The organism is Saccharopolyspora sp. NPDC003752, assembly GCF_053605825.1.
This window is the reverse complement of the sequence record NZ_JBSGJZ010000042.1, coordinates 15,774-35,580: the sequence shown is the minus strand read 5'-3', so window position 1 is coordinate 35,580 and position 19,807 is coordinate 15,774. Positions and strand designations below refer to the sequence as shown.

The window sequence follows — 19,807 nt, the reverse complement described above, 5'->3', positions numbered from 1 at the left end:
ACTTCGCGCGAAATCACCAAGAGCTCACACACCGCCCTTCAGGGTCACGCCGCCGTCGAGCACGAGGACCTGTCCCGTGATCCACGAGGCCTCGTCGGAGAGCAGGAACGCCGCCGCGCCGCTGATGTCGGCCGGAATTCCCAGTCGCTTCAACGGATAACCCGCGGCGACCTCGTCCTCCTTGTCCTCGTACAGCGCGGTGGCGAACTTCGTCTTCACCACGGCCGGGGCGACGCCGTTGACCCGGACCTTCGGGCCGAGTTCCACCGCGAGGTCCTTGGTGATGTACGCCAGCATCGCCTTGGTGGCGCCGTAGAAGCCGATGCCCGGCGCGGGCCGCAGACCGGCCACCGAGGACACGTTGAGCACCGAGCCGCCGTGCTCCTTCATCCACGCCTGGTGCACCTGCTGGGTCCACGCCAGCGCCGCGAGCACGTTGACCTCGAAGGTCTTGCGCGCGATGCCGTGCTCCAGCTCGATCAACGGCCCGTAGGCGGGGTTGATGCCGGTGTTGTTGACCAGCATGTCCACCCGGCCGAACGTCTCCACGGTCTTGGCGACCGCTTCCGCCTGGTGCTCCGCGTCGTCGGCCTTGCCCGCGATGCCGAGCGCGTTCTCCGCCCCGCCGAGGCCCTGCACCGCCTCCGCCAGCGGCTCGGGCTTGCGCGCGGTCAGGGTGACCTTCGCGCCCTCGGACACCAGGCGCTCGGCGATGGCCAGGCCGATGCCGCGGCTGGCGCCGGTCACGATCGCCACCTTGCCGTCGAAACGCTTGCTCATGAATTTCCTTCCTCTCCAGGCACTTCCGATGCCGAACGGCCCGTCACCGCGCAGCGGCCCGGGCGGTGTCCCGCAGTTCGCGGCGCAGGATCTTGCCGGTCGCGGTCTTGGGCAGCTCGTCGAGGATCTCGATGCTGCGCGGGTACTTGTACGCGGCGAGCTGCCGCTTGCAGTGGGCCACGAGCTCCTCGGCGGTGGCCGACGCGCCCGCGCTCAGGCTGACGTAGGCCTTGACCGTCTCGCCCCGGTAGGAGTCCGGCACGCCGACGACGGCGACCTCCCGCACCGCGGGGTGTCCGTAGAGGACGTCCTCCACCTCGCGCGGCCAGACCTTGAAGCCGGAGGCGTTGATCATGTCCTTCTTGCGGTCCACGACGTAGAACCAGCCCTGCGCGTCCATGAACCCGACGTCGCCGGTGTGCAACCGGCCGCCGCGGATGCCCGCCGCGGTCTCCTCCGGCTTGTTCCAGTAGGACGGCACCACCATCGGCCCGTCGACGACGATCTCACCGACCTCGCCGACCGGCAGGTCCTGCCCGGTGTCGTCGACGATGCGCAACACGGTGTTGTAGGTGGGCAAGCCGACGCTGAGCGTGCCCGACTCCTCGTCGACCGGAGCCTCCAGGTGCGCGGGCACCGACGTCGCCGTCGCGGTCGTCTCGGTCAGGCCGTAGCCGTTGCGGATGTAGTGGCCGTACCGCGCGCGGAAGGCCTCGACGACCGCCGACGGCAGCGGCGCGCCGCCGGAGTACACCAGCTCCAGCGAGGAGAAGTGGCCGGCGGTCACGTCCGGGTGGTTCATCAGGGCCATGTACGCGGTGGACGGGCCGACCATGTAGCAGGGCCGGTGCTCGGCCAGCGCGTCGAGCACCACGCCCGGCTCGAAGCGGTACACCAGGTCGAGCTGCCTGCCCAGGGCCAGCGCGGCGCCGAGCTCGCAGACCAGGCCGGTGATGTGGAACAGCGGTGCGAGCCCGAAGATCCCGTTGCCGCCGAGCTTCTCGACGCGGGTCCGCATGCCTTCGGCGTTGAACACGACGTTGCCGTGCGTGTTGGTGGCGCCCTTGGGCACGCCGCTGGTCCCCGAGGTGTAGACCAGCAGCGCGACGTCCGAGCTCGACAGCTCGACCTCCGGCGGCCGCCGGCCGGCGTGCGCCCGCGCGACCGCCAGCAGGTCCGCGCAGCCAGCAGCCGGGCGGCGTTCGAGCTCGGCGAACAGCCGCGGGTCGTGCCGGGTCTGCAGGTCGAGCTCGCTGGTGGTGATCGCGACCCGCACCCCGGCGGGGCCGGCGAGCTCGCCGAGGACGTCGTGCCAGCCCTGCTCGGAGGAGACGACCGCGGCCGGCTGCGCGTCGGCGAGGATCTTGGTCAGCTCGCGGGTCCGGTACATCGGGTTGAGCGGCACCACGATCGCGCCGGCCTTCCACCCGGCCAGCAGCGCGATCGCGAACTGCGGCACGTTCTGCAGGTACAGCGCCACCCGGTCGCCCCGGCCGACACCGTGTTCGACGAGGTGGCAGGCCAGGCCGTCGCTGAGCTCGTCGAGCTCCCGGTAGCTGAGCCGGCCGTCGAAGTAGGTGATGGCCACGCGATCCGGATGGTCCCGGCGGGCCGCGGCGAACAGTTCGAGCATGGTGCCGAACCGCGGCTCGATCGCCACGGGCACGTCGCCGTCGTAGAGCGCCAGCCAAGGCCGTTCGTCGTACGCGCTGCCCAACACGTCACCTCCACGTTGAGACCGACCAGTCGGTACGTCCAGTCAACGGCCCGTGCCCCGTCTCGTCAACCCTCGGCGGCATGCCGTGCTCCAAGCGGCGCAACTCCGGCGTCGCAACCTCGCCAAAACCTTGACCGGCCAACTGGTCCAGTCCATTTTTCGAGGACATCATCCGGCTCTCACCCCACGGAGGCCCGCATGACCGGAAGACTGGCCGCGCTCGCCGCGGCCGTCCTCGCCACCGCACTCGCGTTCGCGACAGCCGGCTCCGCCGCCACTCCGGAGGCCGTGCCCAACCACCACCTCACCGGGTACTGGCAGAACTTCGTCAACGGCGCCAAGCCGCTGAAGATCAGCGACGTCCCGGCGAACTACGACGTCATCGCACTGGCCTTCGGCAACGCCGATCCAGCCAAACCGGGCGCGGTCACCTTCAACGTCGACCCGGAGCTGTCCACCGCACTCGGCGGCTACACGGACGAACAACTCAAAGCGGACATCGCCGCGAAGAAGGCCGAGGGCAAGTCGTTCGTGCTGTCCATCGGCGGCGAAAAGGGAAACGTCGATCTGGGCGGCGAAGCGAACGTCGCAAATTTCGTCGACTCGGTTGGAAAAATTTTAACCGATTACGGCATCGATGGGTTAGATATTGACTTGGAGCACGGGCTCAACGTCGCCAACACGACCAGCGCGATCCGCCAGCTGCGCGAACGCGTCGGCGACGGATTCGTGCTCACCATGGCGCCGCAGACCCTCGACGTGCAGCCCGGCGGCTCCTACCTGCAACTCATCGAGAACGTCAAGGACATCCTCACCGTCGTGCACACCCAGTACTACAACTCGGGTTCGATGAACGGCTGCGACGGCCAGGTCTACAGCCAGGGCTCGGTCGACTTCATCACCGCACAGGCGTGCACCCTGCTGCAGGCGCTGCGCCCGGACCAGGTTTCGCTGGGCCTGCCCGCGACCGCATCGGCGGCCGGTAGCGGGTACGTCGATCCATCGATCGTCAACAACGCGCTGAGCTGCCTGGCGGCGGGCACCGACTGCGGTCAGTACACCCCGGACCAGCCGCGCCCCGAGATCGGCGGCGTGATGACCTGGTCGATCAACTGGGACGTCAGCAGCGGCAATGCCTTCTCGGATCCGGTTCGGACCCATTTGGACAGCCTGCCGTAGCCACATCCGACTCCGGTCGGGGTCTTCAGATCCACGATCACGCCAAAGAACACCCCGACCGGAGTCGGCCGGCAGTCACGTTGCGCAATCCACATGCTACGACAAGTGATATTTCGCACTGGGGCGCACGTTCGCGCACACATTTCCCGAATCCCGCGCTACCCTGGAGTCATGTCAGCCGCGCTGGAGACCGTGTTGGCACGAGCCGGTTTAAAGGTCACCGCCAACGAATTCCTGACCCTGGTCGAGGACGCTGCGAAGAAGCTCACCTCGCCGCAGGTGGACCCAGCCGCGCACTTCACCGAGGCGGAGCGACGGGCGCTCACCGAAGCAGGCCTGGACCTGACGCCGCTGAGCGACTCCGAAGTCGACGCTCGGGCGCGGACCGTCGCCGAACAGGCGGTGCTGCGCGACACCGCGCTCTCGGTCAACCAGGCCGCGGACCGCGTGGGAGTGGACAGCAGCCGGATCCGTCACCGCATCAGCGAACGACGGCTGATCGGTTGGAAGGACCGCGGCGGATGGCGACTGCCAGCGTGGCAGTTCAGCGACACCGACGTGCTGCCCGGCCTGGACGCCGTGCTCGCGCTGATGCCCGCCGACCAGCCGGCGCTCGTGCTGGCCAACTTCATGACCACGCCGCAGGAGGACCTCGAAATCGGGGACCGGCCGGCGAGCCCGCGCGAGTGGCTGCTGGCCGGCGGCGATCCACAGCGGGTCGCCGAGCTCGCCGCCACCATCGGCACCCCGGCCTGAGCGCACTCCCCAACCTTCGAGACACCAACCCAGGACCTCCATGGCACGGCTACCACAGCCGCCAGCGCCCGCTGCGCTGCAGGCGATGCTCCGGCGCACCGAAGACGTCATCGCGGTGCCCGCTGGCACTCGCCTCGTGCGCGTGTTCACCTCCGGGGGCAACCACCCGCAGCAGTGGAACAGCTTCCGCTACGCCGGCCCGCTGCCGCACGCCCGGTTCGACCCGCACCTGCCCAACTCCCAGGGCGGCCCAACGGTCACCCGGGAACACGGCGTGCTGTACTTCTCGCTGTCGGTGCAGACCTGCATCGCCGAGGTCTACCAGGCGACCTCCACAGTGGACCGCCGGACGCGCAGCCCGCACCTGGTGCTGTTCCGTCCACGTCGGACGCTCCGGCTGCTGGACCTGACGGGCCTGTGGCCCACCCGGGCCGGCGCCTCGCAGGCGATCAGCAGCGGCCCCAAGCTCCGCACCCAGGCGTGGGCCCGCGGCATCCGCGCGGCCTACCCGGAACTCGACGGCCTCTGGTACCGGTCCTCGATGGACGCGGGCAACCCGTCGCTGTGCCTGTGGGACCCGCCGGCGGCAACGGCGCTCCCGGATTCCCCGGACGTCCTGTTGCCCCTGAGCCACCCGGGACTGGACGTCCCATTGGGACGGGTCTGCAAAGAACTCAGCTACACCCTGCTCGACTGAAGTTCCTGCTTCCAGGCTCGTCTTGCTCAGCGGTGCGGGTAGCGGAACCTCAGGGGCCTTCTCGCTGTGGGATCCCCGACATCATGAATGCCAACGTCCACAACAAAAGTGCCCGGAGTTCTCATGTGGAACTCCGGGCACTCGCGTGTCAGGTCAGGCGTTCTCGGCCGGTTCCTGTTGCTGCGACTCGGTGTCCTTCTTCGACTTCGCCAGGCTGGCCCAGGTGGTGATGCCCAGGACCACGATGATGAAGGCCAGCGACATCCAGTTGGTGATCTCCAGCCACTCCGGCACGAGGTGGTACTCGTGGAACGCGTGCAGGATCAGCTTGATGCCGATGAACCCGAGGATCACCGCCAGGCCGACCGACAGGTAGATCAGCTTGTCCACCAGGCCGCCGAGCAGGAAGTACAGCTGCCGCAGGCCCATCAGGGCGAAGGCGTTGGCGGCGAAGACCAGGAACGGGTCCTGGGTGATGCCGAAGATCGCCGGGATCGAGTCCACCGCGAACAGCAGGTCGGCGCTGCCGATCGCGACGATCACCACGAACATCGGGGTCAGGAAGCGCTTGCCGTCGATCTTCACGGTCGACTTGGCGCCGTGGTAGTCGTCGGTCACCGGGAACACCTTGCGGACCCAGCGGACGACCGCGTTCTCCTGGTACTCCTCGTCCTCGTCCTTCTTGCGGACCATGCTGACCGCGGTCCAGATCAGGAACGCGCCGAAGATGAAGAAGACCCAGACGAACTGGGCGATCAGCGCGGCGCCGACCGCGATGAAGATGCCGCGCATCACCAGCGCCAGCAGGATGCCGATCAGCAGCACCCGGTGCTGGTGGATGGACGGCACCGCGAAGCTGGACATGATCACCATGAAGATGAACAGGTTGTCCACGCTCAGCGAGTACTCGGTGATGTAACCGGTGAAGTATTCGATCGCGAAGTGCGAGTCCCCGAACACCCAGACGCCGATCCCGAACAGGATCGCGCAACCGACGTAGAACACGACCCACTTGGCTGCTTCGGCGGTGGTCACCTCGTGCGGCTTGCGGTCCACTATCACGAGGTCGAGCAGGAGCAGCAGGGCCAGGCCGCCGAGCGTGGCCGCCCAGATCCACCAGGGAACGTCCAGTCGATCGACTGCGGGCTGCGCCTGTTGGGCCAGCAACGTCACGGCACCCAATTCATCACCTCCGGTTCAGGGCATGCGCCAGGGACCGGAGGTCTCTTCCACCGGCCTTCGGCCGGTCGACGGCACCGGGCTTGTCCGAGCAAGTTCCGTGATGACGACACCGCCGCGAAGGAATACTCCCCTCCACTGCCAAGATTGTCACTTATGCGTGGGTCCGCACACCACCCCGGGGTCGCACAAGCAACGAACATCACGTCGCGAACCGTACGGGGGACCGCTCAGGGCGGCAACGGGAGCCATCGGGGCATCACACCGACGGCCGCCACGAGATCATTGCGTCTCACCCGATCATCGCTATGATCACCACCGCCCGGTCGCACCGGGACCGCACGCGGGGATGCGGAAGCGGCCTCGGCGGTCGGCACGACGACGTGTCCGGTTGCTGTTTGGTCTCTGGTTCATAGCGTCTTGCCTTCGCCCCCGTCTGGAACGAATCCGGTGCCGTCGTCTTCACCTACTGTCGAATGCGTGTCCGCCTCCCCCCGTCGCCGCAAGGGCCTCGCGCTGATAGCCCTTACCTGCGTTGCTCTCGTGGTGTTCGGTGCTTTCCTGTGGTCCGGTGACGAGAAACCGGCCGCCACGCCGGCAGCGCCCCGGGAAGCGCTGCTGGACGTGCTCGACGGCCCCGGCGCGAACGAGCGGGTGCAGATCGACGTCACGCTGTTCGCCCCGGCGGACACCCCGGCGCCGTCGATCCTGCTCGCGCACGGCTTCGGCGGCAGCAAGGACGACACCGCGGCGCAGGCGCAGGAGCTGGCGCAGCGCGGGTTCACCGTGCTCACCTATTCCTCCCGCGGTTTCGGCCGCAGCACCGGGAAGATCGCGCTGAACGACCCCGACTACGAGGTGACCGACGCCCGCCAGCTGCTGGACTGGCTGGCCCGCCAGCCCGAGGTGCTGCGCGACGGCGAGGGCGATCCGAAGGTCGGCGTCACCGGCGGCTCCTACGGCGGCGCGCTGAGCCTGCTGCTGGCCGGCACCGACCGGCGGGTCGACGCGATCGCGCCGGTGATGACCTACAACGACCTCGGCCAGGCATTGCTGCCCAATGCCGCCTCGCGGGACCAGATCGACGGCGGCACCCCGGCCCGTGGCGCCGCGTCCGCCCAGGGCGTGTTCAAGCAGGCGTGGGCGGGGCTGCTGTTCTCGGCGGGGAGCTCGCCGGAGCACCGCGCCGAGGACCCGCCGCAGGCCCCGCCGACGTCCGACGGCGCCGCGGCCATGCCGACCGGGCAGCCGCTGACCTGCGGGAGCTTCACCGAGCAGGTGTGCGCTGCCTACACCGAGGTGGCGCAGACCGGCCGCGCCGGGCAGTCGACGCTGGACCTGCTCGACCGCGTCTCCCCCAAGACCGTCACCTCCCGCATCACGGTGCCGACGCTGCTGGTGCAGGGCGAACGGGACACCCTGTTCGGCCTCGACCAGGCCGACGCCAACGCCCGGCAGATCTCCGCCGCCGGGGGCAAGGTCAAGACCATCTGGTTCGCCGGCGGTCACGACGGCGCCTCGCCGGACGCGGCGCTGCGGGGACGCATCGCGGACTGGTTCGCCTTCCACCTCGGCGGGGTGCCGCCGGTACCCGATCCCGGCACGGCCTTCGAGTACGACATCGCGGGACGGCCGCAGCGCAACGGCGAGATCCCGGTGCGCACCGTGTCGGCACCCGCCTACCCGGGCGTGCACGCCGAGCGCACGCCGCGCTTCGCGTTGCAGCTGCACGGCGCGGTCACGCAGGTGGTCAACCCGCCGGGCGGCAGCCCGGCCGCGACCAGCTCGCTGCCCGGCGCCGGCGAGGTCCTCGACGCCGCGGGCAGCCTCGGCCGCTCGCTGGCGCGCGACCTGCCCGGCCAGGCGGCGGTGTTCCGCACCGATCCGCTGGACAGCCAGCTGCTGATCTCCGGCACGGCGCAGACCCGGATTTCGGTGGCGTCGGTGCCCGGCCAGCCCGCGACCGGGGACGCGGTGCTGTTCACCAAGCTCTACGACGTCGGCCCGGACCAGCAGCGCAGCCTGATCGGCAACGCCGTGTCGCCGCTGCACGTGACCGGCCTGCCGGCGGACGGCACGCCGGTCGAGGTGGACGTGGCGCTGCCGGGCGTCGTGCACCCGCTGGAGACCGGTCACCGGCTGGAACTGGCGGTGGCCACCACCGACCAGGCCTACGCGGTGCCGCGGGAACCGGCGGTGCACCGCATCGGCCTGGCCGGCGACGGCTCGGTGTCGATCCCGTCGGTGCGCGGCGAGACCACGACCGGCAACTCGGTGCCGGTGGCGCCGCTGGTCGGCATCGGCATCATCATCGCGGCGGCGCTGGCGGCGTGGGTGCTCTCGCTGATCCGGCGCAAGAGCACCGATGACGTCGACCCGCTGCTGGCCGACACGCCGCTGCTGATCGCCGGGCTGACCAAGTCGTACCCGGAGAAGCCGGCCGCGGTCCAGGACCTGTCGATCCGCGTCGAGCGCGGTCAGATCGTCGGGCTGCTCGGCCCCAACGGGGCGGGCAAGACGACCACGCTGCGGATGCTGCTGGGGCTGCTCAAGCCGAGTGCCGGGCAGATCCGGGTGTTCGGCCACCGGGTGGCCGGCGGGGCTCCGGTGCTGTCCCGGGTGGGTTCGCTGGTGGAGACGCCGGGCTTCCTGCCGCACCTGTCCGGGCTGGACAACCTGCGGTACTACTGGGCGGCGACCGGGCGGCCGATGCTGCAGGCCCGCTTCGACGAGGTGCTGCAGATCGCCGGCCTCGGCACGGCGGCCCGCCGCCCCGTCCGCACCTACAGCCAGGGCATGAAGCAGCGGCTGGCGATCGCGCAGGCGATGCTGGGGCTGCCGGAGCTGCTGGTGCTCGACGAGCCGACCAACGGGCTGGACCCGCCGCAGATCCACCAGATGCGCGAGATCCTGCGCCGCTACGCGTCCACCGGCCGCACGGTGCTGGTGTCCAGCCACCTGCTCGCCGAGGTCGAGCAGACCTGCACGCACGTGGTGGTCATGCAGAACGGCCGGCTGGTGACGGCGGGCAGCGTGGGCGACATCGTGTCGGTCAACGGCGAGGCGACCTTCCGGGTCGACCAGCCGGAGCAGGCCGCCGAGGCGCTGTGCACCATCGAAGGGCTCGGCCCCGTGGAGACCGACGGCGACCTGGTGCACGCCGACCTCGCCGGGCACTCGACCGCGGTGGCGGTGAACGTGCTGGTCGCCTCCGGGATCGGAGTGCACCAGGTGGGGCCGCGGCGGCGGTTGGAGGACGCTTTCTTGCAGCTGGTCGGGGAGGATCACCGGTGACCGAGGACGCCGAAGGACCCAAGGTCGGGCAGCTGGACACGGCCGAGACCGCGGTGGTCCGGTCCGGCCGCCGCCAGCCGAACCAGGCCGACGGCAGCGTCGAGGGCTACCGCGCGAAGCGGACCCTGCCGGTTCGGGTGGAGCTGGCGCGGCAGCTCCGGCGCCGCCGCACCCGGCTGGCGCTGGGCTTCCTCGCCGTGCTGCCGTTCCTGCTGCTGCTGGCCTTCGAACTCGGCGACGACGGCGGGCGGCGCGGCCGCACGCTGGCCGACATCGCCACCGCCAGCGGCCTGAACTTCGCGGTGTTCACGCTGTTCGCCTCGACCAACTTCCTGCTGGTCGTGGTGGTGGCGTTGTTCTTCGGCGACACCGTGGCCAGCGAGGCGTCCTGGTCGAGCCTGCGGTACCTGCTCGCCGCGCCCATCCCCCGCACCCGGCTGCTCCGGCAGAAGGCGGTCGTTTCGGCGCTGCTGTCGGGTTTCGGGCTGCTCCTGCTGTCGGCGGTCGCGCTCGGTGTGGGCCTGGTGTGGTACGGCGGCGGCGACCTGGTGAGCATCACCGGCGAGGCGGTGCCGTTCCCGACCGGGGTGATCAGCCTCGCGGCGGCCACGGTCTACTTGGCGGTGCACCTGGCCTGGATCGCCGGGCTGGCCCTGTTCCTAAGCGTCAGCACGGACGCGCCGCTGGGCGCGGTCGGCGGCGCGGTGGTGGTGTCGATCCTGTCGGAGATCCTGGACCAGATCACCGCGCTGGGAGACCTGCGGAACTACCTGCCGACGCACTACTCGACGGCCTACTCGGACCTGCTGGGCCACGACGTCGACTGGACGGCGATGGCGCACGGGGCGTTCTCCGGCCTGGCCTACGCGGCGGTCTTCGCCGCCCTGGCGATCTGGCGCTTCAACCGCAAGGACATCACCAGCTGACGAAAGCTGTTCTCAGGCTCGTTTCGCGTGGCCGTGCGGGTAGCGCCGGAAGTGCTCACGATCCCCGTCAGGGCAGCTCGGTGGGCAGGCCGAAGGGCGGGAAGTGGTCGCGGCCGATGAACGACGTGACCTCGGCGATGCGGTCGTCGCGCAGCGTCAGCACGTTCACCGACCAGGCCAGGTGGGCGCCCGCCGCGTCGTCCCAGAGGTAGCAGCCCACCGCGGGCTGGCCGTTGGCGCTGGTCCGGAGGTGCCGCCAGGCACCGCAGACCAGCGGGACGTGCACGACGAAGTCGGTGACGGCCTCGATGCCCCGGTACCAGTGCCGCATCGGCGGCATCGACCAGGTGACGTCCTCGGTCAGCAGCGCGACCAGGGCGTCGGCGTCGCCGTGTTCCAGCGCGGCGGCGAACCCGCCGACGATCTCGTGCAGGCGCGCGTCGTCGATCTCCCGCAGCGCCTGCTGCTGGGTGCGGGCCGGGACGCGCTCCGCGACGATCTTGCGGGCGCGTGCCAGGGCCGAGTTCACCGACGTGGTCGTGGTCTTCATGGTGGCGGCGATCTCGGCGGCGGAGAAGCCGAGCACCTCGAAGAGCAGCAGCGCCGCCCGCTGGTTGCCCGGCAGGTGTTGCAGCGCCGCGACGAAGGCGAGCTCGACGGCTTCGCGCTGTTCGTAGCGCGAAGCCGGGCCGGCCGGGCCGTCGCCGAGGCCCGCGTCCGGGTAGGGCCCCAGCCAGGCGACTTCGGTCACCGGAACATCGCCGGTCACGGCGCGGTCGCTGGCCGGGCCGAGGTCGACGGGCAGCGCCCGCTTGCCGCGCGCTTCGATCGCGTCCAGGCAGGTGCGGGTGGCCACGGTGTAGAGCCATGAGCGCAGCGAGCTGCGACCTTCGAAGCGTGCGAGGCCGCGCCACGCCCGCAGGAGCGCGTCCTGCAAGGCGTCGTCGGCATCGTAGGTGGAGCCGAGCATGCGATAGCAGTGCGCGTGCAGCTCGCGGCGCAGCGGCTTCACGAGCCGGGTGAACGCCGCATCGTCACCGTCGCGCGCCCGCGCCAGGTCGTCCTCCGCCACCGGATCCGAAGTCCGCGCGGAAAAAACTTCGCTCACGGTCGACGATTCTGCCGCATCGCTGGAGTCCCTGTGTCGACCTGACATCGACCGCTTGCGCAGGAGACGATCCACAATGGCCGAGGCAGACCTGAAAACCGATCTCCACCGGTACCTGCGGGAGGCGCGCGCGGCGCTGCTGTGGAAGCTCGACGGGCTTCCCGAGCGCGACATCCGCCGACCGCTGACGCCGACCGGCACCAACCTGCTGGGGTTGGTCAAGCACCTGATCACCGTCGAGCTGCTGTACCTGAGCCACGTCTTCGGCGAGCCCTTCGACGAGCCGGTGGCCTGGTTCAGGCCGGATGCCGAGCCCAATGCGGACCTGTGGGCCACCGCCGACGAATCCCGGGAGTACATCGTCGGGTTGTACCGGCGGGCGTGCGAGCACTCGGACGGCACGATCGCGGCGCTGCCGCTGGATTCGGCCGGCTGCGTGGAGTGGTTCGCCGAGCCGGACCGGGAGACGACGCTGCACGGGATCCTGGTGCACATGATCGCGGAGACGAACCGGCACGCCGGGCACGCGGACGTCGTCCGGGAGCTGATCGACGGCGCCGTCGGCCTGCACGAGGACATCCCGATGATGGCCCCCGGCGATCAGGAGTGGTGGGCGGACTACCGGAACCGGCTGGAGCGGATCGCGAGCGGCGCCGCGCAGAGCTGACCGGTTCGGCGGGCTCGGCCGTCGAACGCCCGGGCCCGCCACGCGTTCCGGCGTTCCATTTCGCCACCACTGGACCACATCGATCCACTGTGGACCGATGAATTGGGGAACTGGCTCGAACCGGATCGACTCCGCCGGAAGCTTCGAAAAAGATCAAGAATTGGCGACGGATCGGTTTCGCCGACACCCGCCGCGCGAAGATGAGCCGAACGCCGGATCATATATACCCGAATGGAGTATCGAAGCGTCGCCACCTGCGAGGACATCCGCCGCCGCGGCCCGCCCAGGCCAAGGGTCTCTGCAGCTCAGCAGCCGCTCGACCGGGTGCCCGGACAACGCGCGGAGCCACTCCCGGCGGGCGCCGCACCCAGGCGAGCGGAGTCGCGGATTCCGCATAGGGGCGGGAAGTTTCGCCACGTAGCGTCAGGTAATCCGCATTCTTCCAATAGGTCGACCCCCTGCCTATTCAGCTCCCTTTAGTGTCGCTAGGATCACCCTCGGTGATAAAGTTGATCAACTAGTGAGCACCAGTAGTCCCAGCGGTGACGCCCCGACCTCAGGCACTCGTGCCCGTCGCCGAACATTCCCCGTACCAAGGACGCTGATGTCAGAGTTCCCCCCATCGGCCGCGGGATCCGAGCACTCGCCCGGATCGCGGCGCAGCACGGACGACGACCTGCGGAGTCGATTGTCGCGGCTGGTCATGGTGCATTTGGCCGCCATGGCCGTGTTGGGGATCGCCGCCGCTGCCGTGCTCGCCACCAATCCTTCCGACGTGCTCCGCTACACGGTGCTCGGCGGCGGCCTGGTCGGCTGCGCGGCCATCGCGCTCATCGCCTTCAACCGGGTCAACGCCACGGCGGCCGCCGTCGAGAAGCAGATCGCCGAATCCTCCCAGCGCTCCGAGAAGTGGGTCGAGGAGTCCGCGCAGCACACGCAGCGGTGGATCGAATCCCTGCGCGCCACCGTCGAACAGGGCAAGAACGAGTTCCCCCGGCTCGTGGAGCAGGTGCGCGCGGGCGAGCCGCCCGCGCCGCGGTGGCCCACCGACGACCCCGCCCCGGGCAGCCATCCCTTCGCGCTGCTCTCCCACGAGATCCGGCAGGCGCAGGCCGCCGCCGAGTTCGCCGTGGCCCGCCTGCAGCAGGCCCCCGGTCCCACCGGCACCGCCGAGCCCAGCGTCGCGGTGTTCGCCAACATCGCGAGGCGGGTGCAGTCCCTCGCGCACCGGGCGATCCAGCGGCTCGACGAGCTGGAGCAGATGGTGGAGGACCCGGATCTGCTCAAGGGCCTGTTCGCCGTCGACCACCTCGTGACCGGCATGCGCCGGCAGGCGGAAAGCCTCGCCGTGCTCGGCGGTTCGATGCCGCGGCGGCAGTGGAGCCGGCCGGTCCCCATGTACACCGTGCTGCGCTCCGCGGTCGCCGAGGTCGAGCACTACGCCCGCGTCAAGGTGCTGCCGCCGGTCGAAGGCACGGTCCACGGCCACGCCGTCGCCGACGTGATCCACCTGATCGCCGAACTCGTCGAGAACGCCACCGCCTGCTCGGAGCCCGACACCCAGGTGACGGTCAGCACCCAGCGGGTCACCGCCGGACTGGCCATCGACATCCGGGACCGCGGGCTGGGCATCAGCCCGGCCGACCGGACCAAGCTGAACGCGCTGCTCGCCGATCCCAGCGGCGTCGACCGCGACGAGCAGCTCAAGGACGGGCGGATCGGCCTCTACGTAGTCGCGCAGCTGGGCCAGCGGCACCACGTCGCCGTCGAGCTCGAGACCAACATGTACGGCGGAACCGACGCCCACGTCGTGGTTCCCCGCAGCCTGCTGGGCGACGACGAAGAGCCGCAGCAGGCGCCCGCGGTCGTCGACAGCGTCGCCGCTCCCGAGTCGCAGCCGGCCACCGCCCCGGCTCCCGCGCTGCCCGCCACACCGGCCGTCGAGCGCAGCGGCGCGCACCGGGCCCACATCGAGTGGGAACCGGTCCGGCAGTTCGACGCCGCGGTGCCCGCCGCGTCGAACGGGACCGGCACCACGCAGCGGTACGGGCGGCACACGGGAATCGTGCCCGACGCCGTCGCCGAAGACGTGATCACCACCCCGCCGGGCAACCCCGAGCGCCCGCCGCTGCCCAAGCGCGACCGCACCAAGTCGTACGTGGCGCCCCAGCTCGCCGGCGGCCCCAAGCCCGCCGAGGCTCCGCGCGGTGGCCCGAATCCCGGCCTGTGGGCCGCATACCGACACGGCGTCGAAGGCAGCGCCCGCGACAACGACGGTCCGGGTGACCACGGCGCCTGACCTCGCCTCGTCCGCACCGCATTGAACTCAAGGAGACGTTACCCATGGCCAATGACCTGCCCGCTGGCCAGGCGTCGGACCTCGGTTGGCTGCTCGCCGACCTGCTCCGCCGGGTCCCGCACACCCGCTGCGCGCTGCTGGCTTCCACGGATGGGCTCAAGCGGCACTACCACGGTCTCGACGCCGACGAGGCCGACGCCCTCGCGGCGTGGGCCGCCGCGCAGTGCTCCCTCGCCCGCAACGGCGGGGCCCGCTTCGGCGCGGGCGACGGGGTCCGCCAGGTCGTGGTGGAGTTCGACGACCTGCTGTTCTTCGTCTCCGCCGCCGGCGTCGGCGCGGTCCTCGTCGTGATCGCCTACCCGGACGCCGACGCCAGCGTGCTCGGCTACGAGATCGCCCAGCTCGTCAAGCGCGTCCCGGCGCACCTGGCCACGGCCATGCGCCAGCCCACCGCCGCCGCGCGCGCGGGCGAGGTGGGCGGCTGATCATGTCGGTTCCGCCGGACAAACCCTGGCTCGACAGCGAAGCGGGGCCGCTGCTGCGCCCGTACTCGCTCACCAACGGCCGGACCAAGCCGACCGCCACCCTGACGCTGCAGTCGATGGTCCGGTCCACCGGCAGGATGGCGCCCGAACGCATCGAGCCCGTGCACGCCAAGATGCTGGAGCTGTGCCGGTTCGCCACGTCGGTCGCCGAGGTCTCCGCGCACCTGCACCAGCCCGCCGTGGTCACCAAGGTCCTGCTCTCGGACCTCATCGACTGGGGTGCCGTCACCACCCGCCTGCCCGACGACCTGCCCGACCGAGGACAACTGGAGGCGTTGCTCCATGGTCTCCAACAACTCTGACCTCTTCCCGACCGCGTTCAAGTTCCTCATCGCGGGCGGGTTCGGCGTCGGGAAGACCACGTTCGTCCGGTCGGTCAGCGAAATCGAACCGCTGACCACCGAGGAAACGCTGACCGTCGCCAGCATCGGCACCGACGACCTGGCCGGGGTCGGCGACAAGAGCACCACCACCGTCGCCATGGACTTCGGGCGCATCACGTTCGCGCCGCAGAACATCGTGCTGTTCCTGTTCGGCACCCCGGGGCAGGAACGGTTCTGGTTCATGTGGGACGACCTGGTGCACGGCGCGCTGGGCGCCGTCGTGCTCGCCGACACCCGGCGGCTGCAGGACTGCTTCGCCGCGGTCGAGTTCTTCGAACAGCGCGGCGTCGACTTCGTCGTCGCGGTCAACCAGTTCCCCGACGGCTTCCGCTACGAACCCGATGAGGTCCGGGAAGCGCTGGACATCAAGCCCCACGTGCCGATCGTCCTGTGCGATGCCCGGGACCGGCGCTCCGCGGGGGCGGTCCTCGCGCGCCTCACCGAGCACGTCCTCACCAACCGTCCTCTGTAGCCGAAACCCGCACTGCGGAAACGGAGCCCCTCTTGACCACCTTCGACGCGACCGGACACCGCCACTTCACGCCCGTTGACAACAACGCGCCGCAGCGCGCGGCGCGCCTTCGGCAACTCGGGCTCGGTGAGCGAGCAGAGCCGGCGTTCGACGCGTTCGCCCAGCACGTCGCGAAAACGCTCGGCGTCCCCAACGCCATGGTCAACTTCATCACCGACAGGCACCAGTACCTGGGCGGTTTCTACTCGGCGGTGATGCCCCCGGAGCCCGCCGGAGTCCCCGCGGATTTCGATCCCCGCAAGGGTCCGATGGACACCGGCTACTGCCCGCACGTCATCGCCCGCGGCATCGCGCTGGTGCTGGAAGACGTCTGCGACTACCCGAGGTTCGCCGGCAACGACATCGTGGACCGGATGAACGTCCGCTCCTACTTGGGCGCACCGCTGATCGACCGCACCGGCATGGCGCTCGGGACGGTCTGCGTCATCGACACCGAACCGCGCCCGTGGGGGCGCGACGGCCTGCAGGCCATCAAGACGCTCGCCGGCGAAGGGGTGGAGCTGATCCACCAGCACGAGCGGGAGAGGCTGGGGCGGTGAGCCCGCGGCGGCGCTGAAACCGCGGTGAGCGGGCCCGCTGCGGGCCCGCTCTGGTTCCTCAGCCCCGCCGCAGCAGCACGTCGAGGGCGTGCTCCTCGCCCGGGCGGCGCTGTTCGACATCGCCGATCTTGCCTCCGTATGCCTCGATGTGCCTGGCGATGGCGTTCACCGTGGGCAGTTCGTCGAACGGCAGGTCGTGCTCGATGGCGCGCAACCGCTCGCGCAGGCGCTGCTCGCACCAGGAAGCCGTGTACGAGTGCATGTCGGATCGGTGCCGGACCTCGCTGGTCAGCGCCGCCAGCACCGCCCAGCACGACAGCTCGCCCACGGCGTTCGCGAGCATGTGCCGTTGCGGGGCGATGGCAGTGGCCCTGGTGGTCAGCTTGGCGACTGCGGCGGCGAGTTCCTGCACCTGCGGCGCCGCGTCGAACTCGTCGAGGAGGGCGACGAGTTCCCGCGGCTCGGCGAGGAACGCGGTGCCCAGGTAGACCGTGAGGGTGTCGGTCGAGCCTTCGAAGATCCGGAACAGCCGGTAGTCGCGGAAGAACTGGCCGACGACGTTGGTGTCGAGGTAGCCGCGCGCACCGAGCAGCTGCACGCACCGGTCCACGACGTGCCACATGAGTTCGGCCCCGAGGACCTTCGCGGTGAAGTACAGCGGCTCCGGCACTCGTTCGTCGCCGTCGAGCCGCGCGGCGATGTTGTCCACGAGCGTTTCGACGGCCTGCGTCGCGGCCGTGCATTCGGCGAGGATCTGCTGGGTCCGGCCGTTCTCCGCCAGGTTCCCGGTGGCGACCTCGCGCCGGCGCGCGAAGCGGTGCGCGAGCTCCAGCGAACGCATCATCGCCCCCAGGGACCCGGCGGCGATGGTCAGCCGGCCGAACGCGAATGCGGTCTTCGCCACGCGCAGTCCCTGACCTTCGGAGCCCAGCAGGGCTTGGGCGGGCACGCGCAGTTCGTCGAAGGTCAGGCTGTTCTGCGGCACGGCCTTCATCCCGAGGGTGAAGACCTCCGGCCCGTGCTGGAACCCGGGAATCGCGGAATCGACAAGGAAACCGGTGATCCCCGCGTCCTGGCCGAGTTCATCGGTCAGCCGCGCGAACACGTTGACGTACTTGGCATCGGCGCCCAGGCTGATCCACTGCTTGTTCCCGTTGAGCACATAGGACCCGTCCGGCTGCTTGGCCGCGCGCGTGGCGATGGCGTGCACGTACGACCCCTGCCCGGGTTCGCTGATCGCGCTCGTGATCAGCTGCCTGCCCCGCGCCAGTCCCGGCAGGACGGCACTCTTCACGGCCTCCGGAGCGAAGTGCTGCACGGGTGGGACGCCCAGGGTGTTGTGCACCCCGACCAGGACGAACACGTTCGCGTCGATCGCGCCGAGCTGCGTCATCACCCGGGCCATGTCCGAATGCGAGAGCCCGAGCCCCTGGTGCTCCCGGGGGATTCGCAGGCCGAACAGGCCGGCGGCGCCCAGGTCCGGCACCAGCGACAGCGGCAACGAACGGCGCTCGTCCATCCTCCGCGAGTCGAGCCGTTCCCTGCCGTACTCGCGCAGGAAGTCCAGCAACCCCGATACGGCGTCCGGGTGCGGCGCGCCTCTACCGGTCGAGTCCATACATCCCTCCTATGAGGACCGCTCAGCAATGATCGTTGCGACGCCATGACGGGAAATCCGGCCGGTTCCGGGGTGTGGGCGTGCCGGGTGCGGGTCGTCAGGGCGCGAAAAATCCCCTGCAGGACGTGGTTCCGCGCAGGTGAGTTGCGAAGCGTCTTACGGCGTAAAGGCGGCTCCACGGCCGTTGGCCGCTCGGCCTGCGAACGCCGGCTGCCGGTCGACGCGGCACGACGGGGGCCGCGAGGCCCGGCCGGCGAGTGGGGAAACCGGGGTCGGCCCGCCGCGCGCACCGACCGCCGGCAGCGGTGCCGTTCGGGACGGCGGAGAAGCGTGCCTGCTCCCAACAGGAGCGAGAACGCGAAGCGGCAGGACGACGTCCATGCGCATCTCCGATCCGACTTGGCTCACTGCACCTGTTCAACTACGAACAGTGAGATTAAACTAGCTCGCCTTACTTCTTACGGGTACCACCTTTAAGGTGACCAAACCGGCATCCTGCTCGAACTTTGTTACATAGAGCGATAATCCCTTTTCTTCGCGGGATTGCGGCATCGCCTCGACCGGCCCGGGGTGATCATCAACGAGACGATCATCACTCCCATCCTCTGCCCATCCGGCGGACGCGTTCGCGCGCCCGAGCAGCGGAGTAACCTACTGCTTGATGGAGATGTTCCACCTGCGCTACTTCGTGGCGGTCGCGGAGAACCTGTCCTTCTCCAAGGCCGCCCGGCAGCTGCACATGGCGACCTCGCCGCTGAGCCAGCGGGTGCGGGACCTCGAACGCGACCTCGGCTCCGTGCTGTTCGAGCGGGACTCGCACCACGTGCAGCTGACCGACGCCGGTGCGGCGCTGCTGCCGATCGCCAAGGACGTGCTCGGCCGCTTCGACGACATCCCGTGGCGGCTGCGCGAGGCGATCAGCCCGCAGCGCGCCGTCGTCTACATCGGCATCCCGCCTGGCTTGCACTCGTCGATGCGGCAGCGACTCAGGGCGTTCGAGGACCGGTGCGCCGCCGAATGCGACGTCAAGCGCTGGCCCAGCGGCAGCGACGACCTGCTCGCCGGGGTGCAGCGCGGCGAGCTCGCGGTGGCGCTGGTGCACCTGCCGGTGCACGCCGAGGGCATCGAGGTGTTCGAGCTGATGCGCGAGCCGCTCGGGGCGGTGCTGCCGGCGGCCGAGTTCGGCTCCCGCAGCTCGGTCTCGCTCGCCGAGCTGGTCGACTACACCTACGTCAGCCCGGCGCCGCGGATGCTGCCGACCTACTACGGGGAACTGCTGGTTCGGTTGGAGGCGGCGGGAATCCACCGGCGGATCACGCTCGACACCGGCGATTACGGCAGCACCAGCGAATTGGTGGCGAACGGATCGGCATTCTCCATCTCGATGCTGGATCCGGAAAGCGGGATGCACAAGCACCGCAGCGAGAACACGGTCGTGCTGCCGTTCGAGGATTTCGATCCGAGCCTGGCGACGGGCATGATCTGGCGTCGCGACCGCGCCGAGAGCCAGCCCGATCTCCGACGGCTGATCGACGAGGCCAAGCTCGCCCTCCGCTGATCACCCGCCGGGTGCGCAAATTAATTGACC

17 protein-coding genes are annotated in these 19,807 nt (G+C 69.9%); 12 read left to right on the top strand and 5 right to left on the bottom strand.

Annotated elements, in window-relative coordinates; genetic code table 11:
- Positions 1–24 precede the first annotated feature (24 nt).
- Both ACWEV3_RS35830 and ACWEV3_RS35825 read right to left on the bottom strand, forming a co-directional pair.
- On the bottom strand, positions 25–780 hold the full coding sequence (locus ACWEV3_RS35830) for an SDR family oxidoreductase (RefSeq protein WP_132487561.1): 756 nt from the start codon (positions 778–780) through the stop codon (positions 25–27).
- A gap of 43 nt (positions 781–823) precedes the next feature.
- Positions 824–2,497 carry a class I adenylate-forming enzyme family protein gene (locus ACWEV3_RS35825; RefSeq protein ID WP_452618186.1) on the bottom strand — a complete coding sequence of 558 codons (1,674 nt, stop codon included), beginning with the start codon at positions 2,495–2,497 and terminating at the stop codon, positions 824–826.
- 198 nt (positions 2,498–2,695) lie between these two features.
- Between ACWEV3_RS35825 and ACWEV3_RS35820 the strand changes: the two genes are divergently transcribed.
- From ACWEV3_RS35820 to ACWEV3_RS35810, 3 genes are all read left to right on the top strand, one after another.
- On the top strand, positions 2,696–3,676 hold the full coding sequence (locus ACWEV3_RS35820; RefSeq protein ID WP_452618153.1) for a chitinase: 981 nt from the start codon (positions 2,696–2,698) through the stop codon (positions 3,674–3,676).
- Between the two features lie 171 nt (positions 3,677–3,847).
- On the top strand, positions 3,848–4,432 hold the full coding sequence (locus tag ACWEV3_RS35815) for a DNA-binding protein (protein WP_132487565.1): 585 nt from the start codon (positions 3,848–3,850) through the stop codon (positions 4,430–4,432).
- A 40-nt stretch (positions 4,433–4,472) separates the two neighbouring features.
- Complete coding sequence (locus tag ACWEV3_RS35810) at positions 4,473–5,129, top strand: RES family NAD+ phosphorylase (protein WP_207954457.1); 657 nt, start codon at positions 4,473–4,475, stop codon at positions 5,127–5,129.
- A 153-nt stretch (positions 5,130–5,282) separates the two neighbouring features.
- Here ACWEV3_RS35810 and ACWEV3_RS35805 read toward each other — a convergent pair whose 3' ends face one another.
- On the bottom strand, positions 5,283–6,260 hold the full coding sequence (locus ACWEV3_RS35805) for a TerC family protein (RefSeq protein ID WP_452618185.1): 978 nt from the start codon (positions 6,258–6,260) through the stop codon (positions 5,283–5,285).
- Positions 6,261–6,788: 528 nt separating this feature from the next.
- Here ACWEV3_RS35805 and ACWEV3_RS35800 point away from each other — a divergent pair.
- Positions 6,789–9,602 (top strand): alpha/beta fold hydrolase, encoded by a 2,814-nt coding sequence (locus ACWEV3_RS35800; RefSeq protein WP_452618152.1) that lies wholly within the window; start codon positions 6,789–6,791, stop codon positions 9,600–9,602.
- Positions 9,603–9,634: 32 nt separating this feature from the next.
- Positions 9,635–10,528: an ABC transporter permease gene (locus tag ACWEV3_RS35795; RefSeq protein ID WP_452618184.1), complete on the top strand. Its 894-nt coding sequence runs from the start codon at positions 9,635–9,637 to the stop codon at positions 10,526–10,528.
- A gap of 67 nt (positions 10,529–10,595) precedes the next feature.
- On the opposite strand, the gene ACWEV3_RS35790 is transcribed toward ACWEV3_RS35795, so the two are convergent.
- The gene (locus ACWEV3_RS35790; RefSeq protein WP_452618151.1) at positions 10,596–11,636 is read right to left on the bottom strand and encodes a sigma-70 family RNA polymerase sigma factor; all 1,041 of its coding nucleotides are present in this window, start codon (positions 11,634–11,636) and stop codon (positions 10,596–10,598) included.
- A gap of 76 nt (positions 11,637–11,712) precedes the next feature.
- Between ACWEV3_RS35790 and ACWEV3_RS35785 the strand changes: the two genes are divergently transcribed.
- The 6 genes from ACWEV3_RS35785 to ACWEV3_RS35760 all read left to right on the top strand — a co-directional run bounded on the left by ACWEV3_RS35785 (position 11,713) and on the right by ACWEV3_RS35760 (position 16,601).
- Positions 11,713–12,303, top strand: coding sequence for a DinB family protein (locus ACWEV3_RS35785; RefSeq protein ID WP_452618150.1), 591 nt, complete (start codon positions 11,713–11,715; stop codon positions 12,301–12,303).
- Between the two features lie 604 nt (positions 12,304–12,907).
- Positions 12,908–14,602, top strand: coding sequence for a sensor histidine kinase (locus ACWEV3_RS35780; protein ID WP_452618149.1), 1,695 nt, complete (start codon positions 12,908–12,910; stop codon positions 14,600–14,602).
- Between the two features lie 44 nt (positions 14,603–14,646).
- Complete coding sequence (locus tag ACWEV3_RS35775; protein WP_452618148.1) at positions 14,647–15,087, top strand: roadblock/LC7 domain-containing protein; 441 nt, start codon at positions 14,647–14,649, stop codon at positions 15,085–15,087.
- 2 nt (positions 15,088–15,089) lie between these two features.
- Entirely contained in the window at positions 15,090–15,449 is a 360-nt protein-coding gene (locus ACWEV3_RS35770) for a DUF742 domain-containing protein (protein WP_358572567.1), read from the top strand.
- Entirely contained in the window at positions 15,430–16,002 is a 573-nt protein-coding gene (locus tag ACWEV3_RS35765; protein ID WP_452618147.1) for a GTP-binding protein, read from the top strand. Before ACWEV3_RS35770 ends, ACWEV3_RS35765 begins: the two co-directional genes overlap by 20 nt.
- 32 nt (positions 16,003–16,034) lie before the next feature.
- A complete protein-coding gene (locus ACWEV3_RS35760; protein WP_452618146.1) occupies positions 16,035–16,601 on the top strand; it encodes a GAF domain-containing protein in 567 nt (188 codons plus the stop codon).
- Between the two features lie 58 nt (positions 16,602–16,659).
- On the opposite strand, the gene ACWEV3_RS35755 is transcribed toward ACWEV3_RS35760, so the two are convergent.
- Positions 16,660–18,219, bottom strand: a complete 1,560-nt coding sequence (locus ACWEV3_RS35755; RefSeq protein WP_452618145.1) for an acyl-CoA dehydrogenase family protein — start codon at positions 18,217–18,219, stop codon at positions 16,660–16,662.
- Between the two features lie 661 nt (positions 18,220–18,880).
- Here ACWEV3_RS35755 and ACWEV3_RS35750 point away from each other — a divergent pair.
- On the top strand, positions 18,881–19,777 hold the full coding sequence (locus ACWEV3_RS35750; protein WP_452618144.1) for a LysR family transcriptional regulator: 897 nt from the start codon (positions 18,881–18,883) through the stop codon (positions 19,775–19,777).
- Positions 19,778–19,807 lie beyond the last annotated feature (30 nt).

Excerpts from the sequence above, each read along its gene's own strand:
- ACWEV3_RS35815 (WP_132487565.1), top strand. The coding sequence starts at position 3,848 with ATGTCAGCCGCGCTGGAGACCGTGTTGGCACGAGCCGGTTTAAAGGTC.
- ACWEV3_RS35785 (WP_452618150.1), top strand. The coding sequence starts at position 11,713 with ATGGCCGAGGCAGACCTGAAAACCGATCTCCACCGGTACCTGCGGGAG.
- ACWEV3_RS35765 (WP_452618147.1), top strand. The coding sequence starts at position 15,430 with ATGGTCTCCAACAACTCTGACCTCTTCCCGACCGCGTTCAAGTTCCTC.
- ACWEV3_RS35820 (WP_452618153.1), top strand. The coding sequence starts at position 2,696 with ATGACCGGAAGACTGGCCGCGCTCGCCGCGGCCGTCCTCGCCACCGCA.
- ACWEV3_RS35750 (WP_452618144.1), top strand. The coding sequence starts at position 18,881 with ATGGAGATGTTCCACCTGCGCTACTTCGTGGCGGTCGCGGAGAACCTG.
- ACWEV3_RS35770 (WP_358572567.1), top strand. The coding sequence starts at position 15,090 with ATGTCGGTTCCGCCGGACAAACCCTGGCTCGACAGCGAAGCGGGGCCG.
- ACWEV3_RS35780 (WP_452618149.1), top strand. The coding sequence starts at position 12,908 with ATGTCAGAGTTCCCCCCATCGGCCGCGGGATCCGAGCACTCGCCCGGA.
- ACWEV3_RS35810 (WP_207954457.1), top strand. The coding sequence starts at position 4,473 with ATGGCACGGCTACCACAGCCGCCAGCGCCCGCTGCGCTGCAGGCGATG.
- ACWEV3_RS35755 (WP_452618145.1), bottom strand. The coding sequence starts at position 18,219 with ATGGACTCGACCGGTAGAGGCGCGCCGCACCCGGACGCCGTATCGGGG.
- ACWEV3_RS35830 (WP_132487561.1), bottom strand. The coding sequence starts at position 780 with ATGAGCAAGCGTTTCGACGGCAAGGTGGCGATCGTGACCGGCGCCAGC.
- ACWEV3_RS35775 (WP_452618148.1), top strand. The coding sequence starts at position 14,647 with ATGGCCAATGACCTGCCCGCTGGCCAGGCGTCGGACCTCGGTTGGCTG.